At 44.1% G+C, this 24,422-nt stretch carries 22 protein-coding genes and 9 tRNA genes; 18 read left to right on the plus strand and 13 right to left on the minus strand.

Annotation, left to right across the window (positions count from 1 at the left end; genetic code table 11):
- Positions 1-14: 14 nt before the first annotated feature.
- The 8 genes from hutH to Xkoz_RS08325 all read left to right on the plus strand — a co-directional run bounded on the left by hutH (position 15) and on the right by Xkoz_RS08325 (position 8,197).
- Positions 15-1,547 (plus strand): histidine ammonia-lyase, encoded by a 1,533-nt coding sequence (gene hutH, locus Xkoz_RS08290; protein ID WP_099141718.1) that lies wholly within the window; start codon positions 15-17, stop codon positions 1,545-1,547.
- 98 nt (positions 1,548-1,645) lie between these two features.
- Positions 1,646-3,004 (plus strand): amino acid permease, encoded by a 1,359-nt coding sequence (locus tag Xkoz_RS08295; RefSeq protein WP_099141719.1) that lies wholly within the window; start codon positions 1,646-1,648, stop codon positions 3,002-3,004.
- Between the two features lie 220 nt (positions 3,005-3,224).
- Entirely contained in the window at positions 3,225-3,971 is a 747-nt protein-coding gene (locus Xkoz_RS08300) for a class I SAM-dependent methyltransferase (RefSeq protein ID WP_099141720.1), read from the plus strand.
- Between the two features lie 118 nt (positions 3,972-4,089).
- On the plus strand, positions 4,090-5,025 hold the full coding sequence (prmB, locus tag Xkoz_RS08305) for a 50S ribosomal protein L3 N(5)-glutamine methyltransferase (protein WP_099141721.1): 936 nt from the start codon (positions 4,090-4,092) through the stop codon (positions 5,023-5,025).
- 316 nt (positions 5,026-5,341) lie between these two features.
- Positions 5,342-6,427 carry a chorismate synthase gene (gene aroC / locus Xkoz_RS08310; protein ID WP_099141722.1) on the plus strand — a complete coding sequence of 362 codons (1,086 nt, stop codon included), beginning with the start codon at positions 5,342-5,344 and terminating at the stop codon, positions 6,425-6,427.
- Between the two features lie 86 nt (positions 6,428-6,513).
- Positions 6,514-7,314 carry a sulfite exporter TauE/SafE family protein gene (locus Xkoz_RS08315; RefSeq protein ID WP_099141723.1) on the plus strand — a complete coding sequence of 267 codons (801 nt, stop codon included), beginning with the start codon at positions 6,514-6,516 and terminating at the stop codon, positions 7,312-7,314.
- Between the two features lie 21 nt (positions 7,315-7,335).
- Entirely contained in the window at positions 7,336-7,887 is a 552-nt protein-coding gene (locus tag Xkoz_RS08320) for an elongation factor P hydroxylase (RefSeq protein ID WP_099141724.1), read from the plus strand.
- A gap of 22 nt (positions 7,888-7,909) precedes the next feature.
- Positions 7,910-8,197, plus strand: coding sequence for a YfcL family protein (locus tag Xkoz_RS08325; RefSeq protein WP_099141725.1), 288 nt, complete (start codon positions 7,910-7,912; stop codon positions 8,195-8,197).
- A 145-nt stretch (positions 8,198-8,342) separates the two neighbouring features.
- Here the strand turns inward: Xkoz_RS08325 and Xkoz_RS08330 are convergent, their stop codons facing one another.
- Positions 8,343-8,702 carry a hypothetical protein gene (locus Xkoz_RS08330; protein ID WP_099141726.1) on the minus strand — a complete coding sequence of 120 codons (360 nt, stop codon included), beginning with the start codon at positions 8,700-8,702 and terminating at the stop codon, positions 8,343-8,345.
- 382 nt (positions 8,703-9,084) lie between these two features.
- On the opposite strand from Xkoz_RS08330, the gene Xkoz_RS08335 reads away from it, so the two are divergent.
- From Xkoz_RS08335 to Xkoz_RS08355, 5 genes are all read left to right on the plus strand, one after another.
- Positions 9,085-10,032, plus strand: a complete 948-nt coding sequence (locus Xkoz_RS08335; RefSeq protein ID WP_099141727.1) for a glycosyltransferase family 9 protein — start codon at positions 9,085-9,087, stop codon at positions 10,030-10,032.
- 338 nt (positions 10,033-10,370) lie between these two features.
- Positions 10,371-10,742, plus strand: a complete 372-nt coding sequence (locus Xkoz_RS08340) for a YkgJ family cysteine cluster protein (protein WP_099141728.1) — start codon at positions 10,371-10,373, stop codon at positions 10,740-10,742.
- Positions 10,743-11,131: 389 nt separating this feature from the next.
- Complete coding sequence (gene mtnK, locus Xkoz_RS08345) at positions 11,132-12,397, plus strand: S-methyl-5-thioribose kinase (protein ID WP_099141729.1); 1,266 nt, start codon at positions 11,132-11,134, stop codon at positions 12,395-12,397.
- Between the two features lie 9 nt (positions 12,398-12,406).
- Positions 12,407-13,537: an S-methyl-5-thioribose-1-phosphate isomerase gene (gene mtnA, locus Xkoz_RS08350; RefSeq protein ID WP_099141730.1), complete on the plus strand. Its 1,131-nt coding sequence runs from the start codon at positions 12,407-12,409 to the stop codon at positions 13,535-13,537.
- On the plus strand, positions 13,530-14,177 hold the full coding sequence (locus Xkoz_RS08355; RefSeq protein WP_099141731.1) for an L-fuculose-phosphate aldolase: 648 nt from the start codon (positions 13,530-13,532) through the stop codon (positions 14,175-14,177). The genes mtnA and Xkoz_RS08355 overlap by 8 nt, the downstream gene beginning before the upstream one ends.
- 18 nt (positions 14,178-14,195) lie before the next feature.
- Here the strand turns inward: Xkoz_RS08355 and Xkoz_RS08360 are convergent.
- From Xkoz_RS08360 to Xkoz_RS08390, 7 genes are all read right to left on the minus strand, one after another.
- A tRNA-Val gene (locus Xkoz_RS08360) sits at positions 14,196-14,271 on the minus strand.
- A gap of 21 nt (positions 14,272-14,292) precedes the next feature.
- Positions 14,293-14,368 (minus strand) — tRNA-Lys (locus Xkoz_RS08365).
- Positions 14,369-14,398: 30 nt separating this feature from the next.
- Positions 14,399-14,474: transfer RNA gene (locus tag Xkoz_RS08370), tRNA-Lys, on the minus strand.
- Between the two features lie 30 nt (positions 14,475-14,504).
- Positions 14,505-14,580: transfer RNA gene (locus Xkoz_RS08375), tRNA-Lys, on the minus strand.
- 46 nt (positions 14,581-14,626) lie between these two features.
- A tRNA-Val gene (locus Xkoz_RS08380) sits at positions 14,627-14,702 on the minus strand.
- 45 nt (positions 14,703-14,747) lie between these two features.
- Positions 14,748-14,823 (minus strand) — tRNA-Val (locus tag Xkoz_RS08385).
- Between the two features lie 62 nt (positions 14,824-14,885).
- Positions 14,886-14,961: transfer RNA gene (locus tag Xkoz_RS08390), tRNA-Val, on the minus strand.
- Positions 14,962-15,233: 272 nt separating this feature from the next.
- Between Xkoz_RS08390 and gltX the strand changes: the two genes are divergently transcribed.
- Positions 15,234-16,649 carry a glutamate--tRNA ligase gene (gltX, locus tag Xkoz_RS08395; protein ID WP_099141732.1) on the plus strand — a complete coding sequence of 472 codons (1,416 nt, stop codon included), beginning with the start codon at positions 15,234-15,236 and terminating at the stop codon, positions 16,647-16,649.
- Between the two features lie 22 nt (positions 16,650-16,671).
- Here gltX and Xkoz_RS24040 read toward each other — a convergent pair whose 3' ends face one another.
- Positions 16,672-16,800 carry a hypothetical protein gene (locus Xkoz_RS24040; protein WP_279627397.1) on the minus strand — a complete coding sequence of 43 codons (129 nt, stop codon included), beginning with the start codon at positions 16,798-16,800 and terminating at the stop codon, positions 16,672-16,674.
- Between the two features lie 55 nt (positions 16,801-16,855).
- Between Xkoz_RS24040 and Xkoz_RS08400 the strand changes: the two genes are divergently transcribed.
- Positions 16,856-16,931 (plus strand) — tRNA-Ala (locus Xkoz_RS08400).
- 58 nt (positions 16,932-16,989) lie between these two features.
- Positions 16,990-17,065 (plus strand) — tRNA-Ala (locus tag Xkoz_RS08405).
- A gap of 131 nt (positions 17,066-17,196) precedes the next feature.
- Here the strand turns inward: Xkoz_RS08405 and Xkoz_RS08410 are convergent.
- The 4 genes from Xkoz_RS08410 to zipA form a co-directional block, all read right to left on the minus strand.
- Positions 17,197-17,412 (minus strand): DUF3820 family protein, encoded by a 216-nt coding sequence (locus tag Xkoz_RS08410; RefSeq protein WP_099141733.1) that lies wholly within the window; start codon positions 17,410-17,412, stop codon positions 17,197-17,199.
- A 106-nt stretch (positions 17,413-17,518) separates the two neighbouring features.
- Positions 17,519-18,709, minus strand: a complete 1,191-nt coding sequence (locus Xkoz_RS08415) for a NupC/NupG family nucleoside CNT transporter (RefSeq protein ID WP_099141734.1) — start codon at positions 18,707-18,709, stop codon at positions 17,519-17,521.
- A gap of 169 nt (positions 18,710-18,878) precedes the next feature.
- The gene (gene ligA, locus Xkoz_RS08420) at positions 18,879-20,897 is read right to left on the minus strand and encodes an NAD-dependent DNA ligase LigA (RefSeq protein ID WP_099141735.1); all 2,019 of its coding nucleotides are present in this window, start codon (positions 20,895-20,897) and stop codon (positions 18,879-18,881) included.
- A gap of 61 nt (positions 20,898-20,958) precedes the next feature.
- Positions 20,959-21,888 carry a cell division protein ZipA gene (zipA, locus tag Xkoz_RS08425; RefSeq protein WP_099141736.1) on the minus strand — a complete coding sequence of 310 codons (930 nt, stop codon included), beginning with the start codon at positions 21,886-21,888 and terminating at the stop codon, positions 20,959-20,961.
- Positions 21,889-22,108: 220 nt separating this feature from the next.
- On the opposite strand from zipA, the gene cysZ reads away from it, so the two are divergent.
- Both cysZ and cysK read left to right on the plus strand, forming a co-directional pair.
- Positions 22,109-22,870 (plus strand): sulfate transporter CysZ, encoded by a 762-nt coding sequence (gene cysZ / locus Xkoz_RS08430; protein ID WP_099141737.1) that lies wholly within the window; start codon positions 22,109-22,111, stop codon positions 22,868-22,870.
- 240 nt (positions 22,871-23,110) lie between these two features.
- A complete protein-coding gene (gene cysK, locus Xkoz_RS08435; RefSeq protein WP_099141738.1) occupies positions 23,111-24,064 on the plus strand; it encodes a cysteine synthase A in 954 nt (317 codons plus the stop codon).
- Positions 24,065-24,422 lie beyond the last annotated feature (358 nt).

The raw sequence follows: 24,422 nt of genomic DNA on the forward strand, positions 1-24,422 counted from the left end.
GGAGCGTTGTTAAAATGAAAAATATCACCATCCAGCCAGGAAAAATGACGCTCGAAGCGCTACGCCATGTTTATCAGCACCCTGTCCACATTCGCCTGGACGAGCAATGCGTTCCTGCCATTGAGAGCAGTGTGGCTTGTGTGAATCGCATTATCAGTGAAAATAAAACCGCTTATGGTATCAATACCGGTTTTGGCTTGCTGGCGAATACCCGTATTGCCGCGCAGGATCTGGAAGAGTTGCAGCGTTCTATCGTGTTATCACATGCTGCGGGAGTGGGAGAACCGCTGCCGGATGACATTGTCCGATTGATTATGGTGTTGAAAATCAATAGCCTTGCCCGTGGTTATTCTGGCATTCGTCTGGAAGTCATTCAGGGGTTGGTGGCTTTGGTCAATGCTGAAGTTTACCCCTGTATTCCAAGCAAAGGTTCAGTCGGTGCCTCCGGCGACTTAGCCCCACTGGCACATATGAGCTTGTTATTATTGGGAGAAGGTAAAGCCCGTTATCGTGGGGAATGGTTACCGGCAAAAGAGGCTCTGGAAAAGGCGGGACTAACGCCGATTTGTCTGGTAGCAAAAGAAGGATTGGCACTGCTCAATGGTACGCAGGTTTCTACGGCTTTTGCCTTGAAGGGATTGTTTGCCGCCGAAGATTTACTCGCCTCTGCGATTATTTGTGGCGCCTTATCCGTTGAAGCGGTTCTCGGCTCCCGTAAGCCATTTGATGCCCGTATCCATGAAGCACGTGGTCAGAAAGGCCAAATTGATGTGGCCGTCCTCTACCGTCTGGTATTGGCAGAACAAAGTGAGATTTCGGCATCCCACAAAAACTGCCCGAAAGTTCAGGATCCTTATTCATTGCGCTGCCAGCCACAAGTGATGGGGGCGTGTTTAACCCAAATCCGCCATGCCGCTGATGTCATTATGGTTGAAGCCAATGCCGTCTCTGATAACCCACTGGTATTTACGGAAGAAGATGAAGTCATTTCGGGGGGCAATTTCCACGCGGAACCTGTCGCGATGGCATCGGATAATCTGGCGATTGCGTTGGCAGAAATCGGTTCGTTGTCAGAACGCCGCATTGCCTTGCTGATGGATAGTAATATGTCCCAGTTGCCGCCATTCTTGGTTGAAAACAGCGGTGTTAACTCTGGTTTCATGATTGCACAGGTAACCGCGGCGGCGCTGGCGAGTGAGAATAAAGCGTTAGCGCATCCTTCCAGTGTCGATAGCCTGCCAACATCGGCTAATCAGGAAGATCACGTTTCGATGGCACCCGCCGCAGGCCGTCGCCTATGGGAGATGGCCGATAACGTGCGTGGGATCTTGGCGATTGAGTGGTTGACGGCCTGTCAGGGCATTGATTTCCGTCATGGCTTGAAAAGCAGCCCGATATTGGAAAAAGCCCGCCATATTCTCCGCGATAAAGTGACACATTATGATAAAGATCGTTTTTTTGCGCCGGATATTGATGCCGCAATCCAGTTGTTAGCCGGGCAGCAACTTTCTGCTTTATTGCCTGCTGGCAATATCTTAGAAAAATAAGCACAGACACACTGTCTGAGGCCGGATAAGATCCGGCCTTATCGTCATATTTATCTTTTCCAATCTAATAATAAAAGCCACAAGGATAAATCTAAATTATGCAGAACATTTCACAACTCAAGCGAGGGCTAAGCGTTCGCCACATTCGATTTATGGCGCTGGGTTCAGCAATTGGCACCGGTCTTTTTTATGGCTCAGCAGGCGCTATTAACGCTGCGGGGCCTGCGGTATTGCTGGCTTATGCCATTGGTGGCGCCGCTGTTTTCATGGTGATGCGGGCATTGGGGGAGATGGCGGTACATCGCTCTGCCCCCGGCTCTTTCTCTTATTATGCCACTCATTACTTGGGACCATTAGCGGGTTTTCTGACTGGCTGGACTTACGTCTTCGAAATGCTGGTTGTCTGTCTTGCTGACGTCACCGCATTTGGCATCTACATGAAGCTCTGGTTTCCCCATGTTGACCAGTGGATTTGGGTGCTTAGCATTGTCTTTTTTATCGGGGCAATCAACCTGTGTAACGTCAAGGTCTTTGGTGAAATGGAGTTTTGGTTGTCCATCATCAAGGTGGCTGCAATTATCGCCATGATTATCGGCGGTTTTTTTATCATGATGTATGGGTTTGGTCAGGAAGCCGGACATGTCGTGGGTCTATCGAACTTGTGGGAGCATGGTGGATTTATGCCAAACGGCATAGCGGGGGTCATTGCTTCGCTTACCGTCGTGATGTTCGCTTTTGGCGGCATTGAAGTTATCGGCATCACTGCCAGTGAAGCTAAAAATCCAGAAAAATCCATTCCACGCGCAATCAATGCCGTTCCGTTCCGTATCTTACTGTTTTATGTCCTGACCCTGTTTGTTTTGATGTGTATTTATCCGTGGAATCAAGTGGGGCAAAATGGCAGCCCATTTGTCCAGATATTCTCCAGCTTGGGCATTGAGTCCGCAGCCAATATTTTGAATGTTGTCGTGATCACCGCTGCAATTTCCGCGATCAACAGTGATATTTTTGGCGCTGGACGCATGATGTACGGCATGGCACAGGAAAAACAGGCACCCGCCTCTTTTACCCAATTGACTAAAAACGGGGTTCCGTGGGTGACGGTGCTGGCGATGTCAGGGATCTTGTTGATAGGTGTTCTCCTGAATTATTTACTGCCGGAAAAGATTTTCGTCATCATCGCTTCTATTGCAACATTTGCGACCGTCTGGGTATGGCTGATGATTTTGCTGTCACAATATATCATGCGCCGGAAAATGCCCGCAGAAGAGGCCAAACAGCTTAAATTCCCGGTTCCCTTCTGGCCTGTCGCACCCACTTTGACGATTGCATTTATGGGATTTGTTATTGCGGTATTAGGCTATTTCCCCAATACTCGCATTGCATTGTATGTTGGGGTTGCATGGGTTGCGTTATTGACAATCAGCTATTACCTATGGGTGAAAAGAGATAAATAACAAGCAACTAACCTAAATAAGCCACCCTGCCTGTGCAGGGCGGCTGATCCCCTTCGATATGCACTTTTTGCCCTTAAAATACTACAGCCGTGATTGCTCTGTAATCAGATGCTTTTCCCAGAGAGTTTCCACTTTCCTACCACTTCATCTGCAATTGTGGCAGCGATATTAATTTTGTTCACAAGGGTAATTACCAAGACAGCTTTCTGGAGGTAACACCATGAAACAATTCAATAAAAACGCAAAGGCTTATGAGGTTGTCAGAGACAAAATCACCTATCCTGAAAAACTGTACCGTTCACTCGCTGCCCGTACAGCAACGAAGGAAACAGCACTCGATATTGGTTGTGGTAATGGTGTGTCTACTATTCATTTGAAAAAATATTTCGCCCATGTTGAGGGGGTTGATCTGGGTGATGCACTGATCGAGCGGGCACGTCATAACTATCCCGATATCACCTTCAGCATCTCACCGGCAGAAACTTTCTCCGTGTCACGCCCATGTGACCTGATCACAAGTGCCACCTCTTTTTACTGGATGGATCGTAAGGCCGTGTTGATGAACCTGAAAAGTTGGCTGAAACCTGGGGGACTCTTTTGTGCCTATAAATATGATTTCCCTCTGGTCTATGGCCCATTGCGCGATTACATCGAAAAAGAGCTGGTCACTCGCTGGGCTAAATATCGCGATCCACGACTCACTCAATATGATGATACTCTGGAGCTAATGTGCGAATGCCCTCATTTGTCTGATCCACAGCGCGAAGTGTTTGCCAACATTATTTTCCTTTCGTCAGAAGAAATAGCGCTCTTTTTCTTATCTACCAGTTATGTCACCCATTATATTGAGCAGGAGGGGGGAAAGTTATACGCCAATGAATTTATGAGAAAAGTAACAGAAATTGGTGGTCATGAACCTGTGGCTGTTAATTTCGATATTCATGCTTTTATTGCGGTTAACAGCTAATTACAGCGCAATTACGACGGTTGTATTAACACAATTCATCTATCCAGCATGCTGATTTGTGTCCGGGATCGTGGCAAACTAGCGCGGTTGATATATTTTTATTATTCGGAGGTGTTTTTTGGATAAGATTTTAGTCGATGAGGCGGTTACAGAGCTGCGTACCATTTTAGATATGTTGCGTTGGTCTACCAGCCGTTTTAGCGAATCGGGTATCTATTGTGGACATACTGCATGTAATCCGTGGGACGAGGCTTTGCAATTAGTTCTCCCCTCATTGCGTTTGCCTATGGATGTCCCTGATTCAATGATGGCTTCACGCCTGACATCAACAGAGCGTCAACACATCGTGGAACTTGTCTTGCGTCGTATTAATGAACGTGTTCCTGTTGCTTATTTGATAAATCGGGCCTGGTTCTGTGGTCATGAATTTTATGTCGATGAGCGAGTGTTGATTCCTCGTTCACTGATTAGAGATGTGATTGAAAACCACTTTGAAGGACTGATCTCTCATCAGCCATCGGCAATTTTGGATCTTTGTACAGGCAGCGGTTGTATTGCAATTGCCTGTGCCCATGCCTTCCCAGAGGCCGAAGTTGATGCTGTTGATATTTCCCCGGATGCTTTGGAAGTTGCAGAAATCAATATAGAGAATCATAAACTTTCTCACCGTGTCATCCCGATTCGTTCAGATCTATTTCATGATATACCACCGGTGAAATACGACATCATTGTCACTAATCCTCCTTATGTCGATGAAGAAGATATGAGTGATTTTCCTCAGGAATACGATCATGAACCTGAATTAGCCATGGCTGCCGGTATTGACGGGTTGGATTTAGTTCGTCGTATTCTGGCAACTGCCCCGGATTTCCTTGCAGAAGATGGAATACTGGTATGTGAAGTCGGTAACAGTATGGTACACCTGATTGAGCAATACCCTGAAGTCCCATTCAAATGGCTGACATTCGAACATGATTATGGTGATGGAGTTTTCGTACTGACTCGCCAGCAGCTTGTTGAGCATCACGAATATTTTCATCAGTTCAAAGATTAATCATTTTTCATGACACTCAATGGCTAAAACAGGCATAGTATTAAATTATACCAATCTAACTTCAAGATGCGTGTGATTTCTCCCCGCTTCGCGGGGAGAAATCAGGTTTCATATAGTGTTGTAAATTGCAACTTGAAGTTTAATGCGTATATATCCAATAAATATCAAACCATGGCGTCGCCAATTGAGTTATGGTTTGAGAGATAAAGGCTCTATAGGCAAATAAAATTGCTCAAATAAGATAGGTTTTAACCATTGAGTGAGTTATTGTTATTCGATCTCATTTTTAACGCATAAATATGATGGCAGGGTAGGAATGGCAGGAAATAGTATTGGGCAGTTTTTTCGTGTCACCACATTTGGTGAATCTCACGGGATCGCACTGGGATGCGTTGTTGATGGTGTTCCACCAGGCATTGCTATTACAGAAGCTGATTTGCAAGTCGACCTAGACAGGCGTCGTCCGGGGACATCCCGTTATACGACACAGCGCCGAGAACCCGATCAAGTTCGCATCCTTTCTGGTGTTTTTAACGGCGTAACAACAGGCACCAGCATTGGTCTGATGATTGAAAACACCGATCAGCGTTCACAAGATTACAGTGCGATTAAAGATGTTTTCCGCCCAGGCCATGCTGACTATACCTATGAACAGAAATATGGACTGCGTGATTACCGTGGTGGTGGGCGTTCATCTGCCCGTGAAACCGCCATGCGCGTTGCCGCAGGGGTAATAGCGAAAAAATATCTATTCGAAAAACACGGCATTCTTATCCGTGCCTGCCTGACTCAAATGGGTGATATTCATTGTGAATTGAAAGACTGGGATCTTGTTGAACAGAATCCTTTTTTCTGCCCCGATGAGAGTAAATTAGCCCTGCTTGATGAATTACTCCGAACCCTGAAAAAAGAGGGTGATTCCATCGGTGCGAAAATTAGTATCGTTGCCGAAAACGTCCCCGCGGGATTGGGAGAGCCCGTTTTTGACCGATTGGACGCCGATATTGCCCATGCTTTGATGAGCATTAATGCAGTAAAAGGGGTGGAAATTGGTGATGGTTTCGGGGTTATCAACTTACGTGGCAGCGAAAACCGTGATGAAATGACAACGCAAGGATTTACCAGTAATCATGCTGGCGGCATTTTAGGTGGAATTAGCAGTAGCCAGCCGATTGTTGCGCATATCGCCTTGAAACCGACATCCAGCATTACGGTGCCAGGCAGAACCCTCAATCGTCAGGGAGAAGAAGTGGATATGATCACTCGTGGTCGACACGACCCTTGTGTCGGTATTCGTGCAGTGCCTATCGCAGAAGCCATGATGGCGATTGTGTTGATGGATCACTTGCTACGTCAGCGGGCACAGTGTGCCGATGTGACACCTCCACTTTCACATGACTAGTTCGGGAAGAAACTCCTGATACCAATCTTGGTTGGTGCTGAAAGGCATCATGATAATGGGCAAGCAGTTTTCTGGTGAAATGCATAATGGAATGGTCATTATTAGGACCGGAAATTTACGGTATCCTCTTTTTGGTTGCGATAGTTGCAGGTTTTATCGATTCTATTGCAGGAGGCGGTGGATTATTAACCATTCCTGCGTTGCTATCGGTAGGCGTTTCCCCTGTCCAGACACTGGCAACCAATAAATTACAGGCTGTAGGTAGTTCGTTCTCTGCCAGCCTCTATTTTATCCGCCGTGGTGTCGTGGATTTACGTTCCCAACGTTTTGCTATTGTCATGACGATAATTGGCGCTGTGTTAGGGGCCTTGCTGGTTCAATTTATGTCACCGGATTTTCTGCGTTATTTATTGCCAGTGCTGGTGATCATGATCGGCCTTTATTTTCTATTAGTACCAAATATTGGCGCGGAAGATCGGCGGCATCTTCTTGGCCCAATTGCATTTGGTTGCCTTGCCGGGTGTGGCATCGGCTTTTACGATGGTATGTTTGGACCAGGAACGGGATCTTTTTTCGCCCTCTCTTATGTCATGCTTTGTGGCTACAATTTGGCCAAAGCGACAGCTCACGCCAAGGTATTGAATTTTGCATCTAACATTGGAGCGTTGGGATTCTTTATTCTTGGTGGACAGATCTTATGGCTGGTGGGCGTTGTGATGCTAATAGGACAAATGATTGGTGCGCGATTAGGGGCGAGTTTGGTACTGAGCAAAGGGAAGAAACTCATTCGTCCGCTGCTGGTAACCATTTCCTTTTTGATGAGCATCAAACTTCTTTATGATCACCATGGAGAGACTCTCCGTTCTTGGTTGGCATTTTATTTTTGATTTAGGAACCAGCATTAATACATGACTGCACATCATTATCAACAACTGATTGAAATTTTTGATAATTGCTTTAGCGATGACTATAACACCCGTTTGATAAAAGGTGATGATGAGCCAATTTATCTGCCGGCAGATGATGAAGTGAGCTATAACCGTATCGTGTTTGCTCACGGATTCTATTCTAGTGGATTACATGAAATTTCTCATTGGTGTATTGCGGGTGAAAAACGTCGCAAACTGATCGATTTTGGTTACTGGTATTGCCCCGATGGGCGCGATGTCCACACGCAGGAAGCGTTTGAAAAAGTGGAGATTAAACCGCAGTCACTGGAATGGTTATTCTGTGTCGCCGCGGGATTTCCTTTTAATGTGAGTTGTGACAACCTTAACGGCGATTTTGAGCCGGATCGCCTTGCTTTTCAGCGGAAAGTGCATACACAAGTCATGCAATACCTGGGAAATGGGATACCTACCCGCGCAGCATGCTTTATTCAAGGTCTGCAATCGTTTTACAATACGCCACCACTAAAAGCAGAACATTTTCCTTATCCGGAAGATCCCTTTGCTAATTGATATTGATTTTGAGGAAAAAATAATGCTCGCAGAGTTTGAAACGCGTATTCTGGCGCACATTGATAATATGGTTGAACATGCCAGTGATGACGAATTATTTGCTGGAGGATACCTCCGCGGGCATCTGACATTAGCTGTTGCTGAATTAGAGCAAGAAGGAGCAAAGACGATTGAACAGCTCCATCAGCGCGTTGAAGAAAGCGTCCATAAAGCGATTAAAGCGGGCGAGCTGGCTCCACCCGATCAGGTTTTGGTTTTGGCAACCTGGAAAAAACTGTCGGACAGTGCACAAGATAGTGTAATAGCCTAATTTACTGATATAAAACAATGTTATTTGGGCTATTTAATTAGCCCTTTGTTTTTCTGCGTAAACAGGCGACTTTTTATCCTCAATTGCAAAAAAATTCGTAGTACTTCTCAATAAAGTTAATCGTAGATTCATAAGAGTCCATTTTCTAATATTCAATAACGTCTAAATCGGATTTCTTTATTTCCATTTTAATATGAGCTGTTCCATTAACCATCAATGAGCTCGGAGGGCGAGGTGTATCACTTATATCAATCATCGCTTCGACCTTACCGCAAAATGCTTCATCCCGCCCTTCTGACAGGATGTTTGAGGTATTTGCATTGGCATCAATATCAAATGTCACCAAACATACTTTCTCAATCCCTTTATCTTTATCCATTATAATAACTTGAGACAAAGATTTTATAACCCGATCCGAATATATTTGCTCAGGTGTCTTTTGTTCTTTTTCGCCACACCCTGCCAATGCCATTAATGACAACAACAAACAAACTGACTTTTTCATCACATTCTCATTGTTAAATATTTCTCATATTTAAGCACTAAGCTAACGCTAAGTGTTACTGGTTATTGATCAGCAAGTGCAGAAAATGTGATGAATTTCACAAAGGACTGTTTCGACTTTCAGAGAAAATCAGTTATCACAATGTCCTTGTTTTGCAAGACGAACACTTGCCTTAGATATTACTTTTTTCCCTTTTTCCTCTGTTGACACATTCAGACCAGCGCCGCCAACAAAAACGCCCATTTTTATGTATTGCCTTATGAAGTCATTTTTCCAGATTCGGTGAAATTTAGATAAAAAAACTCAATGCCATTACTTCCTATTTTTGGTTATAATTAAATCAATTTAAAACGATAAAGCTCTTTATTTTAATAATACCAATATGAAAATAGCGATATTACGTCGAAATGGATTCGGTGATCTGATTTGTACCCAGCCATTAATCAAGTTTTTACATAAAACATATCCCAATGCAGAAATTAGCCTGTTTATCGATCCTGGCAATGCTGAACTTGCTCATTATTTGTGCCCTGAAATCAATGTCCACATCATTCCTAAAGGAAATAAATACCTCTCTATTATTAAAACTGCATTGGCATTTCGTCGAAAAAAATTTGATATTGCTATATCAGCCAAACCGACACCGATGAAACTCAATAATCTATTCCTATGGCTATTAGGTGCGAAAGAACGCTATGCGGTGGTTAACGAGCAACAGTGGCATTCAAGGTTAATCAACTCCCCTGTGAAGCAAGAACAGGTTAATGGTTACCATCAGGCATTAAAAGTATTACGTACATTCTCACCGGGTGAGAATAAATTATCACCTGAACTTTTCCCTTATATTAAATTTAATAAAACCTTGCAGACTATTGAACAACAATCACCCATGATTTTATTTTCTGTATCTAACAATAGGAAATACAGCCTCATTAATAATGAACGTCTTACTTTGATGGCAAATAAAATTATAGAAAATTACCCAGATGCCAAGTTTTTTATTTCTTCATATAAGCAGGACATTTCTTTAGCTGAGGATTTAAGTGCGCGTATAGGAAAAAATAGTGAAGTTATTGTATCTGATTCATTGGGTTCTTTTTTAACTTTATTGAACAGTATGACGCTGATTATTGTCGGCGATGGTGGTATTTGTCATTTAGCCGCCGCGTTACAAAAAAAATGCGTTGCTTTTTACGGTGTTACAAGACCGGCAAACTGGGCACCATTGGCTACAGAAGATCAATGCATCACATTATATGATCCTAAAGATGTCAATGATATTGATTTAGATAAAGTTTACCCAGCCATATTTTCCTTGCTTAAAAAGTAAAAACACCCTTAATAAACTTAAAGTTGTGGTTTTATAACTACAACTTTCAGGAAAGTATGTAACCTACTGAAATACTCTATTGACTCAAAAAATAACCCTATAGCCCCACTTATTCCATAGGTCGGGAAACACCCTGACAACTAAGGTTTTAATAAGGTGCGACTTATTAAATCACTTCAATTACATTTCAACGAGATAAATTTATCTTGAAAATAGAGATAACTTAGTCACATAATCTCTTTTTAAAGAGGCCTGCTTTCTATTGGAAATAGGGTCTTTTGAGGATAAGGTTATTTTACCTAAGTATCGATCTTAAACATCAGATAGTGACATCTGGTATGAATCAAATAATCAACTCTCAATCTCAGTTACAAGATAATCCCTGTATTAGCTGCGGTGCTTGCTGTGCCTATTTTCGTGTTTCATTTTATTGGGCTGAAACTGAAGATGGTGGCGGTACAGTTCCCGTAGCTATGACCGAAAAATTGAATAATTTCATGTGCTGTATGAAAGGCACCAATGAACCCCATCCCCGATGTATCAATTTATGCGGAGAAATTGGTCAATCGGTTTCCTGCTCTATCTATGATAAAAGGCCCTCTCCTTGCAGAGAATTTCCCCAAGCCTGGGAAACGAGTGACTATAATGAAAGTTGTGATCGTGCCAGAGCGGCTTATGGCCTCCCTCCTCTACCAAAACCTCAAACATAGCTGATATACCAGTCGCTTTTCCAGAGGCGCCTTATATCTCCCCGCGTAGCGGGGAGATATAAACACTCTCATTGGTTTGCAAACTGTAACTTGAAGTTGGATTGGTATATTCGATTATCGATTCGATCAATATCAGTTAAATAAAAACAGGTAATGCTAAGCCTGCCAATATATCGCCATTGCCCGCATTTCTTATGCTTAAGATTAATGCAGCAATGGTTGCCAATGCCCTTCTTACGCCTTTACTCGATAGCAATTCGTTAGTCCCATCACAGACACCTTACTTTTGTATATCTATAGTTGACCGGTGTAAATTCCATTACAGCAGAATGAGTTATCGCTGTGCAGTTTATGAACTTTCCTTCATGAAATTATCAGGATGAAAAATAATGTCTGCTCATTTCCCTACAGGGTATATCCCACAAACTTGCAGCTCTTTATCACACTATCTTGCTCACAATTTACCACCGGCCATTTTACCGGACGGTTCTCCTGAAACCTGGCAAGTTCAAGAAGTGGGTGATGGAAATCTCAACTTAGTTTTTATTGTCTCAGGAAAAGAAAAAACGCGGGTTGTAAAACAAGCCCTGCCTTATGTGCGGGCAGCGGGTGAGTCATGGCCGCTTTCGCTTACTCGTTCGCATTTTGAATATCATGCCTTGATCGAAGAAAAAAAAGTCGCCAAAGAATATGTGCCTGATGTTTATTTTTATGATGAGAAAATGTCTCTTTTTGTCATGGAGTATTTACCCCAGCATATCATCTTACGTAAGCGTCTCATTGCCGGAGAAAAATTTCCCCAGCTTGCCGAAGATATGGGTATTTTCCTTGCAAATACGCTGTTCCATACTTCCGACATTGGCATGGCTGGTAAAGATAAAAAAGATCTTACTGCTCGCTTTGCCAATAATCATGAACTTTGCAAGCTCACAGAAGATCTAATTTTTACTGAACCCTACTTCAACGCAGAAAGAAACAACTGGACTCGCCCCCAGCTTGACGATGAAATCGACTCCATTTGGCAAGATCGGGCACTCATCCAAGCCGCCATGCAATATAAGTACCAATTTATGACACAAGCACAAGCCTTGCTGCATGGTGATCTCCATTCCGGTTCAATCATGGTGACGCCAAATTCCACCAAAGTCATTGACCCAGAATTCAGTTTTATGGGGCCAATGGCGTTTGATATCGGTAACTACATGGGTAATTTATTGATGGCTTACTTCGCCCAACCAGCCCTACGGGAAAATAAGGCGCAATGTGCTGACTACCAAACATGGCTGTTAGGGCAAATAGAAACAACCTGGTCGGTGTTCGAACGCCATTTTCGTCAATTATGGAATGAAAAAGAGATTGGGGATGCCTATCCTGCCGTGCTTTATCAACAGGGGACATTCGATACCTCCTTCTTAAAAACCGTACAGGACGATTTTCTGTCTACCTTATTTAAAGATACGCTCGCCTATGCTGGTCTGGAGATCAATCGCCGTATTATTGGATTTTCTGGCGTGGCCGATTTCAAACATATTGAAGATAAAAACCAGCGTGCCACCTGTGAAAAACGGGCGCTGAAATTGGCACGGGAATTGACAGTCAATCGAGAAAATTATCCCACCTTTTCGCTCATCAGGCGCTATATTGCACAGTGTTAAGAGGCTGATATGAAAATTGATGGCACACATTATCGTTCTGTTTGGCTTGCTGACGATGGTTATACTGTCGAAATTTTCGACCAAACTAAGCTCCCTTTTGAAGTGCAGATGATTCAACTACGCACTATGCAAGATGCAGCAACAGCCATCAAAGAGATGTGGGTACGGGGAGCGCCGTTGATTGGTGCCGTCGCCGCATATGGTATGGCCTTGGCAATGCGTCAGGAAAGTAGTGATGAACATCTGCGGCAGGCTTACGCTATTTTGGTTAAAACCCGCCCCACGGCGATCAATTTAAAGTGGGCTTTGGAGCGAACATTCCGTGCACTCGAAAATATCGCACATTCACTGCGTGAAGCCACTGCTTATCGTATCGCCAATGAAATTGCAGATGAAGATGTGGAACTCTGTCGCAAAATTGGTGAGCACGGACTCAAGATCATCCAGAATATCGCAGAAACCAAACCAGCAGGCGAAGCGGTCAATATTTTGACTCACTGCAATGCCGGCTGGCTTGCGACGGTAGATTGGGGAACCGCGCTGGCACCAATTTATAGGGCACATGATGCGGGGATCAAGGTTCACATCTGGGTTGATGAAACCCGCCCACGTAATCAAGGAGGATTAACGGCTTTCGAATTAGGCTCACATGGCGTACCACACACGTTAATTGCTGACAATGCCGGCGGGCATTTGATGCAACATGGCAAGGTCGATCTTTGTATTGTCGGAACAGATAGAACCACCGCACGAGGTGATGTCTGCAATAAAATCGGCACTTACCTTAAAGCATTGGCAGCCAAAGCTAATCAGGTGCCTTTTTATGTTGCCCTGCCATCCCCGACACTGGATTTTACAATCTGGGATGGTGTAAACGAAATTCCCATTGAACAACGTTCAGGCGAAGAACAATCCCACGTATATGGCATCACCCCTGAAGGGGTACGCAATTGGGTCAACACGGCACCACAAGGGACATCTTGTGGAAATTATGCTTTTGATGTCACACCGGCTGAACTTATCACCGGATTGATTACTGAACGTGGCATTTGCGAGGCCAGTGCAGCAGGATTGCAGGCGCTTTTCCCCGATCTGTGGAGGCAACCGTCATTATCAATGCCAGGTAAAAATGATGAATAGAGAGCAAATCGCCCAAGAGATTATCGAAACTTGCCTTAAAATGAACGCACTTGGATTGAATCAGGGAACATCAGGCAATATCAGTGCCCGCTATCAAGACGGTTTTCTGATTACGCCCAGTGGCATAGCCTATGAAAAGCTCACCCCTGATCAAATCGTATTTGTCAGTTATCAAGGGGAATATGCAGCCGATAAAGTGCCTTCAAGCGAGTGGCATTTTCATCTCTCTTGCTACCAGGCACGTTCTGATCTCAATGCCGTTGTACATAACCACGCCGTTAATGCAACGGCAGTCTCTATCCTCAATCATGCCATACCCGCCATCCACTATATGGTTGCCGTTACGGGAACGGATCATGTTCCTTGCATTCCTTATGCCACTTTTGGGACGACTGAATTGGCTGATAATGTAAAAAAAGGGATCACATACAGTAAGGCATTATTGATGCAGCATCATGGCATGATTGCAATGGAAGCTAACCTGGAAAAAGCGCTATGGTTGGCCAATGAGATTGAGATATTGGCACAACTTTATTTAAAAGTGCTTCCAATTATGGAGACAGTCCCAGTACTTTCGCGGGCAGAAATGCAGCAGGTTCTGGAAAAATTCAAGGGTTATGGTTTGAGGAGAGAGAAATAACACCAAGATGAAGTAAAGTGGTGGGCGATACCAGATTCGAACTGATGACCCCCTCCTTGTAAGGGAGATGCTCTACCAACTGAGCTAATCGCCCACTTCAGCATTCATATCTAAATGGTGGGTCGTGCAGGATTCGAACCTGCGACCAATTGATTAAAAGTCAACTGCTCTACCGACTGAGCTAACGACCCAACGAGGTAATTCTGCTTTTGATATCTAAATGGTGGGTCGTGCAGGATTCGAACCTGCGACCAATTGATTAAAAGTCAACTGCTCTACCGACTGAGCTAACGACCCAATTAGATAATTTTGCTTTTGATATTTGAATGGTGGGTCGTGCAGGATTCGAACCTGCGACCAATTGATTAAAAGTCAACTGCTCTACCGACTGAGCTAACGACCCATTTTCAATATCAATGTGATACTAGAGACGAAAAAACATGATGAAGTGGTGGGCGATACCAGATTCGAACTGATGACCCCCTCCTTGTAAGGGAGATGCTCTACCAACTGAGCTAATCGCCCACTTCATGATGACTATTAACGACATCAATACCACTGACTTATGATTGGTGGGCGATACCAGATTCGAACTGATGACCCCCTCCTTGTAAGGGAGATGCTCTACCAACTGAGCTAATCGCCCAATCATAAAATCATTTTTATCACTACGTTTATCACTAACGTTGTTTATCACTACGAGAGATATGGTGGGCGATACCAGATTCGAACTGATGACCCCCTCCTTGTAAGGGAGATGCTCTACCAACTGAGCTAATCGCCCCGTCGTGATGGAGTCGCATTATAGGGATAGTTCGAGGTGAGTCAACGCTTTTTATTACTAAAACAATCGTTCGTCGTAAAATTAAACAGAATGAAACAATTATAATCACGCCAAGGTATCATTTAGGCAACCTATTTTCGCTTTTCTCAATGACCGACTATTAACGCCATTGAGGAATTGAAGTGCAGTGATAAAATAACCCCCACTATTGTGACTTTAATCATCCAACACGCTCTTCCTAACAAAGAGAAACGTAATTAAGGCAATTCCTGATGAGTAAAATTAAAACCCGTTTTGCACCAAGTCCTACTGGCTATCTTCACGTTGGTGGTGCGCGTACTGCGCTTTATTCCTGGTTATACAGTCGCCACAATAAAGGTGAGTTTGTTCTTCGCATTGAAGATACCGATCTGGAGCGCTCCACCCAAGAAGCCATCGACGCAATTATGGACGGGATGAACTGGTTAAATCTGAATTGGGATGAAGGCCCTTATTATCAGACCAAACGTTTCGACCGTTACAACCAAGTTATTGATGAAATGTTGGGGCAAGGTACAGCCTACCGCTGCTACTGTTCTAAAGAGCGTTTGGAACAACTGCGTGAAACTCAAATGGCAAATGGCGAAAAACCACGTTATGACGGGCGATGCCGTGATAGCGAATGCCAACACAGTCACGATGAGCCACATGTTGTACGTTTCCGCAATCCACAAGAAGGTTCCGTCGTCTTTAATGACAGCATCCGTGGCCCGATTGAATTTAGTAACCAAGAACTGGACGATTTGATCATTCGTCGTACCGACGGTTCACCTACTTATAACTTCTGTGTGGTCATTGATGATTGGGATATGGAAATCACCCATGTTATTCGTGGTGAAGACCATATCAACAATACCCCACGTCAGATCAATATCCTGAAAGCGCTCGGTGCACCAGTGCCAGAATATGCCCATGTTTCTATGATCCTTGGCGACGATGGTAAAAAGCTGTCCAAGCGCCACGGTGCCGTCAGTGTGATGCAATACCGTGATGACGGTTATCTGCCAGAAGCGCTGTTGAACTATCTGGTTCGTCTGGGCTGGTCACATGGCGATCAGGAAATTTTCAGTGTTGCAGAAATGACTGAACTGTTTAGCCTTGATGCCATCAGCAAATCTGCCAGCGCATTCAATACGGAAAAACTGCAATGGCTGAACCATCATTACATCAATACCCTGCCAGCAGAAAAAGTTGCCGTGCATTTAGCATGGCATATTGAGCAGCAAGGTATTGATACCCGCACTGGCCCAGAACTGGTGGATTTGATCAAACTACTGGGTGAGCGCTGCAAGACCCTGAAAGAGATGGCGGGATCTTGCCGTTATTTCTATGAAGAATTTGCTGAATTTGATGCGGATGCGGCGAAAAAACATCTGCGTCCTGTTGCCCGTCAGCCATTGGAAGTTGTCCGTGCGAAACTGGCCGCGATGACGGAATGGACACCTGAAAATATTCATCATGCGATTCAGGCCACCGCAGACGAACTGGAAGTCGGTATGGGTAAAGTCGGTATGCCATTGCGTGTTGCCGTCACAGGTGTGGGGCAGTCTCCAAGTGTTGATGCAACCCTCTACGCGATTAACCAAGCACGTTCATTATCCCGCATCGATAAGGCTCTGGCTTATATTGCCCAGCGTGAAGCGCAATAAACCGCCATTTACCGATGTTGTGTCAATAACGTGGCGTGAATAATGTGAATGATAAAGGCACCCCATTCATTGCGGTGCCTTTATTTTTGTCCTTCAAATGGGTCATTGATGGCTTTTTCAGCGCTTGCACAGAGAATATTAATGAATTCATTGACAGGATCCTCTGGGTTTCATATGATTCGCCCCGTTCCACAGGATTTTGATTTGGGGCTATAGCTCAGCTGGGAGAGCGCTTGCATGGCATGCAAGAGGTCAGCGGTTCGATCCCGCTTAGCTCCACCAAATACTTACCGATAAGGGTAATCCGTATTTGTTCATTAAAAACCTGAACCATATTTGTGGGGCTATAGCTCAGCTGGGAGAGCGCTTGCATGGCATGCAAGAGGTCAGCGGTTCGATCCCGCTTAGCTCCACCAAAATTCTGAATCCCTGAAGACGCAAGTTTTCAGGGATTTTTCTCATATGTCCGTAGCAATCATTCTGTTAATGGCAATGTACAGCTAAGTCCCCGTTAACTATATTTTTTATAGGGTAGATTGGGTGTCTATCAGGATCTTTTCAACGGTTTTACCAATGAGTCCACCCCTTCAATTTTCATTGCAAGCGTCATTTCCATCAACTCCCCCAGCTTTCCCTGTGGAAACTCCCCTTTGCGGGCAAACCAAAGTAAATATTCTTCCGGTAAATCAATCAGGACTCGCCCTTTATATTTACCAAAAGGCATCGTTGTATTGGCTATTTGCAACAAATCTTCTTTGGTCATTATATCAACCCCATTGCTTCATTATGGATACAAGATAGGAATACAAAAAAAGTGGCACCTGTCAGGATGCCACTTTCGATTATTCTTATAAATCTTATCAAATAGATTAGAAGCTCAAAATCAGCCCGGCAATTGCCGCGGACAGGAAACTCACCAATGTTGAACCAAACAGTAATTTCAAGCCAAAACGCGCAACCGTATTACCCTGTTTTTCATTCAATCCCTTAATGGCACCCGCAACAATACCAATAGATGAAAAATTAGCGAAAGAAACCAAAAACACGGACAGGATACCTTTCGAACGCTCGCTCAGTTGGGTAGCCACTTCTTGCAAACTCTGCATCGCCACAAATTCGTTGGAAACCATCTTGGTCGCCATAATACTACCCACTTTCAGCGCTTCATCACTTGGAATACCAATGATCCATGCAAACGGGTAGAACACATACCCCAAGCATTCCTGGAAAGTGATACCAAATATCAGATGGAAAATTGCGTTAACGCCGGCAATTAAGGCAATAAAACCGATCAGCATTGCAGTGACAATCAAAGCAACTTTGAAACCCGCCAGAATATATTCACCCAGCATTTCAAAAAAACTTTGCCCCTCGTGGAGATTGCTCATCTGGATATCTTCTTCACTCTCAACAGAATAAGGATTGATGAGGGATAAGATGATAAAGGTGCTGAACATATTGAGGATCAGTGCCGCGACCACATATTTTGCATCCAGCATCGTCATGTAAGCACCGACGATAGACATCGATACTGTAGACATTGCCGTGGCCGCCATTGTATACATCCGGCGTTCAGACATTTTGTCTAATACATTTTTATAAGCAATAAAGTTCTCTGATTGCCCTAAAATCAATGAACTGACCGCATTGAATGATTCCAGTTTACCCATTCCGTTAATTTTAGACAGTACCGTACCTATCGCACGAATAATAATCGGCAGCACTTTGATGTGTTGCAAAATACCAATCAGGGCAGAGATAAAGATAATAGGACACAATACATTCAGGAAGAAAAATGCCAGGTTTGCTTCTATCATGCCACCAAAAACAAAGCTGGTGCCTTTTGCTGCATAAGACAGTAGATGGACAAATAAATCGTCAAATCCTTTAACTATCCCCAAACCCACGTTAGAGTTCAGGAAGAACCATGCCAGAAAGAGTTCGATTATAATTAACTGAATAATATAGCGAATCTTAATATCCTTTCGGTTATTACTTGCCAATACCGCCAGGCCGCCAATCACGACCAATGCGAGGAAAAAATGAAAAATATGAGACATAAAGAAAAGCTCCAAACACGATTCTGTGCAAATTTATTGCTGTATTTTATGTAACGTATAACAGTAAAATTTGATTACTATCACATAAATTTATTATTTGGTGGATGACAAACTCTATTTAGCTAGCCTGATCACACTTTCACCATTACCGCCTTAGGCGGGAGGCGGATTATTCCTCCAATAAACGGAGCATCTCCTCTTCGTCAATAACAGGAATTCCCAATTCATTGGCTTTAGCTAACTTGGAACCCGCTGCTTCACCCGCGATAACCAAATCTGTTTTCTTAGATACGCTTCCAGTCACTTTGGCACCTAAAGCCGTCAACTTGTCTTTGGCTTCATCTCTGGATAAACGGCTTAATGAACCCGTCAATACCACTGTCTTGCCTGTAAATGGACTGTCGCCCTCCCCCAAACTCAGGCTTTCAGCCGATTCCCAATGGATACCCATATTGTTAACCAGATCATCAATCACCATCTGGTTATGCGATTCATGAAAGAAATTCACAACATGGCGGGCAACAACGCTCCCCACATCCTGCACTGCAACCAGCGCTTCAATGTCTGCTGCCCGCAATTTTTCTAACGAGCCAAAATGGGAAACCAGGTTAGCGGCGGTTGCTTCGCCAACTTCACGAATGCCCAAAGAATAAATAAAGCGAGCTAAGGTGGTTTTCTTTGCTTTTTCCAGAGCATTGATGACATTTTGCGCAGACTTAGGTCCCATCCGCTCAAGGCCGGTTAATTTACCGGCAGTCAACCGGAAAAGATCGGCCGGCGTTTTGACGTACTCTTTGTCCACAAGTTGTTCAATAATTTTTTCGCCCATACCATCAACATCCATAGCACGGCGGGAAACAAAATGCTTCAATGCTTCTTTACGCTGTGCTGGGCAGAACAAGCCTCCGGTACAACGGGCAACGGCTTCACCTTCAACACGCTCTATATCTGAGCCACAAACCGGACAATGTGCGGGAAAAATCACTTCCTGAGTTTCTGCTGGCCTGTTTTCATGAACAACGCCCACCACTTGTGGAATAACATCTCCAGCACGGCGAATAACCACCGAATCCCCAATGCGCAGCCCCAGACGCTCAATTTCATCGGCATTGTGCAAAGTGGCATTACTGACCGTCACTCCCGCCACCAATACCGGCTCCAAACGAGCAACCGGCGTAATGGCACCGGTACGCCCTACCTGAAACTCAACATCGCGGACGATAGTCATCTGTTCTTGGGCCGGAAATTTGAAGGCTGTCGCCCAACGTGGCGCTCTGGCAACAAAGCCCAGTCGCTGTTGTAATTCGAGGGAATCGACCTTGACGACAATCCCATCAATATCAAAACCCAGTGCCGGCCGTCTCTGCTCAATGTCATGGTAAAAATCCACCACCTGCCGGGTTCCCTGACATAACTTCACGTTGTCATTGACAGGCAGCCCCCATTGCTTGAATTGCATCAGACGTCCATAGTGACTTGCGGGTAACTCTCCACCTTCCAGAACACCCACCCCATAGCAATAGAAAGTCAGTGGACGTTTCGCAGTGATACGAGGGTCGAGCTGGCGTAATGATCCCGCCGCCGCATTGCGGGGATTCGCGAATATTTTATTGCCTGTGCGACGCGCCTCTTCGTTGAATTTTTCAAACCCGGCTTGCTTCATAAAAACTTCACCGCGGATTTCAACGCGAGCGGGAATATTGTCTCCTTTCAGGCGCAAAGGAATCGCGTGGATAGTGCGAACGTTAGCGGTAATATTCTCCCCTGTTGTCCCATCGCCACGGGTGGCAGCCTGCACCAATTCCCCGTTTTCGTACAACAAACTGACCGCCAAACCATCAAGTTTTAATTCACAGCAAAACACCAAATCCTGGCTGTCTTTCAGACGATCACGAACGCGCTTGTCAAATGCCAGATAGCTCTCTTCATCAAATACGTTATCCAGAGACAACATGGGGATCTCATGACGTACCTGTTCAAATGCCGTTAATGGCGCTGCTCCCACACGCTGGGTAGGAGAATCCGCAGTCACCAGTTCGGGATGCTGTTCTTCCAGTGCTTTTAATTCTCGCATCAGACGATCATATTCTGCATCAGGGATCTCTGGCGCATCCAGAACATGGTACAAATATTCGTGATGACGTAATGTGGCTTTTAATTCATTGATTTTTTGAAAAATATTTTCCATGATTTCTTACCAGAGATGAAAAACCCCCGACTAGCGGGGGCTTGATACTAAAAAAGAGGAGTTATTCACCGACGTTGAGTGTATCACGGATACGCGCTTTATAGTGTTCGATCATCTGTGGTGTCAGCATCTTGCGTTCACCATCCAGAACGACACCGCCTACATCAGCAGCGATGCGCTGTGCTGCCTGCAACATCAGTTTAAAATTTTGATTGGCATCGCCATATGAAGGCACAAGCATAAATATGGAAATACCGGGGGTAGTAAAGTCTGTCATTCGGTCTGGGTCAAATGAGCCAGGTTTTACCATGTTAGCTAAACTGAACAACACAGCACCGCTACCCGATGGGTTCAGGTGACGATGAAAAATATTCATTTCACCAAACCGGAAGCCTGCCTGTAAGACGCTTTGGAGCAGTAGCTCACCATTCAGTTCTTGCCCATGATGGGCGGCAACATGTAATACCAACACCGTCTCTTTTTTAGCGTGTTCAGATTTAGACAGTGCTTCATTTTCCGCTTGCCCTTCCACAACCTCTTCATGACCTGACTCTGCTCCTCCTGTTTCTTTCGATTCAGTCGCTTCAATCGGATCAAACAATCCAAGTTGTGGTTCTACCTGTTGATCATCGACACCTTTCACTTTAGCTGCGGATACATCAGATTGATGCCTTGCAAGTAAAGGATCTGTACCATCATCAGGCATGACGGCTGACGATTCAGACGCACGATGTTCGATAACAGGCTCTGCACGATGTTCAGTGTACGGTTGCACCGACTCCCGAACATGCGATTTTGACGCATTATCAAACAGTTCATCGCCATCATCATCCCGTAACTCTTCCTGACGCCCCTGTTTATGACGTTTAACGGGGCGATCACGAAAGAGTGATGAGCGCTCTTTACGGCTGGTCCACAACCCATGTAATAGCAGAGCTATTATGGCTATCGCACCAACAACGATTAATATCAGACGCAAATCCTGCATCATTGCTATCTCTGTTGTTTAAATTAATTGCCACCACGGCGGAATATTCTTTAGATAAGAGTATTTGTCAAATAGGACAAGTGCAAGTCTCTACACACTTTTCTTACCATAATGAGAGAATTCCTCTGTTTTTTCGGATGTTTTTTACCCACAAAACGACTAGTCAGTAGAAAATCCTGCCTATATCATACCGTCTCAATCATCGAAGAGAGAATAAGAAAATATGGCGAATTCGACAAAGTTGCCAAAACATTCTAATGGATTTCACTATATTGCCCAAGGTTGGCAACTGATCACCCGTCCTGGCATTAAGAGATTCGTTCTATTACCTTTATTGGCTAATATTTTATTGCTAGGTGGCTCATTTTGGTGGCTGTACCATAAACTGGATGGCTGGATACAGTGGACCCTTGATAAAATACCCGGCTGGATGCAATGGTTAAGTTATTTAATTTGGCCACTTGCGGTTATTTCTATCCTATTGGTTTTTAGCTATTTTTTTAGCACGCTTGCTAATTTTATCGCTTCACCATTTAATGGCCTGCTGGCGGAAAAACTGGAAGCAGACTTAACCGGCATCCCAACACCCGATACTGGCGTTATCGACTTACTCAAAGACACTCCCCGCATTCTGAAGCGTGAAATAGTGAAAATTCTTTACTACATCCCACGTGCGCTTGTCCTATTGTTACTTTACTTCATTCCAGGAATAGGCCAAACCATCGCTCCTGTCCTTTGGTTTATTTTTAGTGCCTGGATGCTGACGATCCAATATTGTGATTATCCGTTTGATAACCATAAGATCAGTTTTGCCACTATGCGCAATACATTGCGCCAGAATAAAATAGATAACCTGCAATTCGGCGCAGCAGTCAGCGTTCTGACGATGATCCCTGTCGTGAACTTGTTCATTATGCCCGTTGCTATTTGTGGCGCCACGGCCATGTGGGTTGATCGCGACCGTGTCCAACATGTTGGCTCGTAAATCATCGAAATAATTTAGCTTTCTGCTTACAACCACCCATAACCATAAAATCCCAGACAGATCATAAAGATGGCTGGGATTTTATTTAAAAAATCCGCCCATCTTAAATAATCCAAAGAACATAAAATGACTATCAAATATTCTTTTATATAATAAGAATAGACTGAATCCTTATTTCCATAAATATGATGTTAGCGTATGGTTAACTAGTATTTACAGTATGTTAGGGGCAATCGAACAATGAGCAAAATTTATGAAGATAATTCGTTGACTATTGGTCACACTCCGCTGGTACGCTTAAAAAATTTCGCCAATGGCCGCATTCTGGCGAAAATAGAATCCCGTAACCCTAGCTTCAGTGTAAAATGCCGCATTGGCGCCAATATGATTTGGGATGCCGAAAAACGTGGCATTCTGACCAAAGATAAAGAACTTATCGAACCGACCAGTGGCAATACAGGGATTGCACTTGCCTATGTTGCAGCCGCCCGTGGTTACAAGCTGACGTTAACTATGCCTGAAACCATGAGCCTTGAACGACGTAAGCTGCTAAAAGCACTGGGCGCCAATCTGGTACTGACCGAAGGCGCAAAAGGCATGAAAGGCGCCATTGATAAAGCTAACGAAATCCGTGACAGCAATCCTGACCGTTATATCCTCCTGCAACAATTCAGCAATCCCGCTAACCCAGAAATTCATGAAAAAACCACTGGCCCTGAAATTTGGGAAGACACTGACGGTAATGTCGATGTTTTTGTTGCCGGTGTAGGGACTGGCGGCACAATCACGGGTGTTGCCCGTTACTTAAAAAATACGCAAGGCAAACAAGTGACTATCGTTGCGGTAGAGCCAGAAGGTTCACCTGTTATCAGTCAAAAATTGGCGGGTGAAGAACTAAAACCAGGCCCACATAAAATCCAGGGAATTGGGGCTGGTTTCATTCCTGATAACTTAGATTTAACATTAGTTGACCGCGTATTTAAAATCAGCAATGAAGAAGCGATGCAAATAGCCCGTGAAGTTACTGAAAAAGAAGGCATTCTTTCCGGTATTTCTTCAGGTGCTGCTGTCGCAGCGGCCATCAAAATAGCGCAAGAAGAGGCATATAAAGACAAAAATATTGTGGTGGTCTTGCCTTCTTCAGCGGAACGTTACCTCAGTACCGCACTGTTTGCTGATTTAGTTAGCGACTAAAAAACAATCAATAGAATTTTTCATTACCTTGACAAAAAAGCACCTCCAGGGTGCTTTTTTGTGCATCAGATCAAAGTTTAAAACTTTCCTAGATGATTTATTCAAGTAGCTTTAGTATTTAACCAGTAATTATTTTGATGCACGAAATTAATCGCCCAACAGGCAGGCAAAAGGTTATTCAACTAGCCCATTTATTTGGATAGCGTGTATTAACACCAAATCAACAATTGAGCGCATCAGATATGTTAATTTTTTGATAATGATTATTATAGTCCCACCAAATTTCAAGTTAAAATTAACAGAGCAATAACTTGAAAAAGCGAGGGAATACGCTTTATTTCATTATCATTTTAATGGT

The sequence above is a fragment of the Xenorhabdus kozodoii genome (genome assembly GCF_002632875.1).
GTDB classification, from domain to species: domain Bacteria; phylum Pseudomonadota; class Gammaproteobacteria; order Enterobacterales; family Enterobacteriaceae; genus Xenorhabdus; species Xenorhabdus kozodoii.